This is a genomic window from Aliterella sp. E5.1 (assembly GCF_057473825.1).
The window spans coordinates 1-1,562 of the sequence record NZ_JBYCCV010000345.1; the positions used below are offsets into that span (position 1 = coordinate 1).

Annotated in this window: 2 protein-coding genes; one reads left to right on the plus strand and one right to left on the minus strand. The window is 44.2% G+C overall.

The window, feature by feature from the left end; translation table 11 throughout:
• The coding region (locus AC2VE5_RS27090; RefSeq protein WP_486890631.1) for a phosphate ABC transporter permease at nucleotides 1-479 on the plus strand (479 nt) is incomplete at its 5' end.
• Nucleotides 480-648: 169 nt separating this feature from the next.
• On the opposite strand, the gene AC2VE5_RS27095 is transcribed toward AC2VE5_RS27090, so the two are convergent.
• Nucleotides 649-1,562, minus strand: a 914-nt coding sequence (locus AC2VE5_RS27095; RefSeq protein ID WP_486890633.1) for a phosphoketolase family protein, incomplete at its 5' end; no start/stop codon positions are given.

Here is a 1,562-nt window from a genome sequence, read left to right on the forward strand (position 1 = left end):
TTTGGGGACCAGTATATTGGGCAAGTTTACGCAATCAGAAATATCGCCGCTATCCCTACGCTGGCTTTTTTCGCGGTCGGATTTTAGATATATTTCTAACTGAAGAATTAATCAACACCGAAGAAACCGTAAATCAAATCGGCGAACTTGTATTAATTGAAAACCGCGAACGCCGACTAAACTTAGAAATTGGCGATGAAACAGGGTTTGTAACTACGGTACAAGTGCCACTGCGAAAAGAACATAAAGTACTCGCCACAGGTCAAATAGCAGAAATGGTATTGCTGTCAAATAGCCCAGACTTGAGTGATATTGACGAAGTGACAGACTTATATATTCCCAGTCGGAGTCTTTGGGTAAGCGATTATCCATTTTTGCAAAGAGATATGTTTGTAGATGTCAGCCGACGGCTGGGGGGCGATCGCCGTCCTCCGAAAAAGAATTCGCGATCGTCTTCTAAACGGCGTTATATAGATTAGACATCTTGCAAAAGTCTAAAATTTTTTTCTTCAGTCGGCTTAAGCCGACTTTAGCTATTAGCCTTGGGTTTTAACCCAAGGCGAGCTAGGCGGGCTGAAGCCACGAGGTCTATTAGTTTTCTATAAAAAATTGCTCCCCTTTCCTAGCAGGAAAGGGGATTAGGTCAAACTAAGAACCAGACTTTGCTGCGCCTTCGCCACCCTCTTGAGAAGGAGTAGAATCACTCGCAGCTTGATCCGTTTTTGCCTGAGTATTCTTTGCCTCAGAACCACTGTAATAGCGCCACTCCCAATTCAGAATCTCCGGCATATCTTCGCCATGCTCGGTAATATATTGCTTGTGTTCGATCAGCTTGTCATGCAACATCTGTTTGACGTGCGCGGCAGTGTACTTAAGTTTGGGTACTCTGTCGATCGCATCATCTACCAAGCTAAAACGATCCAACTCATTCAACACCACCATATCAAAGGGCGTAGTAGTTGTTCCTTCTTCTTTGTAGCCTCGGACATGAAGATTATGATGATTTGTCCGTCGATAGGTTAGGCGATGAATTAGCCAAGGGTAGCCATGAAAAGCAAAGATAATTGGCTTATCTGGAGTAAAGATAGAATCAAAGTCTTTATCGCTCAAACCGTGCGGGTGTTCGCTTTCTGGTAGAAGCTTCATTAAATCGACTACATTTACCACTCGCACTTTAAGATCGGGGAAGTGTTTGTAAAGCAAGTCCACCGCCGCCAGTGTTTCTAAAGTCGGGACATCACCCGCACAAGCCATAACTACATCCGGTTCTACTCCTTGGTCGTTACTCGCCCAACCCCAAATTCCAATTCCTGTGGTGCAGTGCTTAATTGCCGCATCCATATCCAAATACTGCAAAGCTGGTTGCTTTCCGGCAACAATCACATTGACGTAGTTACGGCTACGCAAACAATGATCGGTTACAGATAGCAAGGTATTGGCATCAGGGGGTAAATAAACCCGAATCACCTGTGGATTTTTGTTCATCACATGATCGATAAAGCCCGGATCTTGATGAGAAAAACCATTATGGTCTTGTCGCCATACATGAGAAGTAAGCAAAT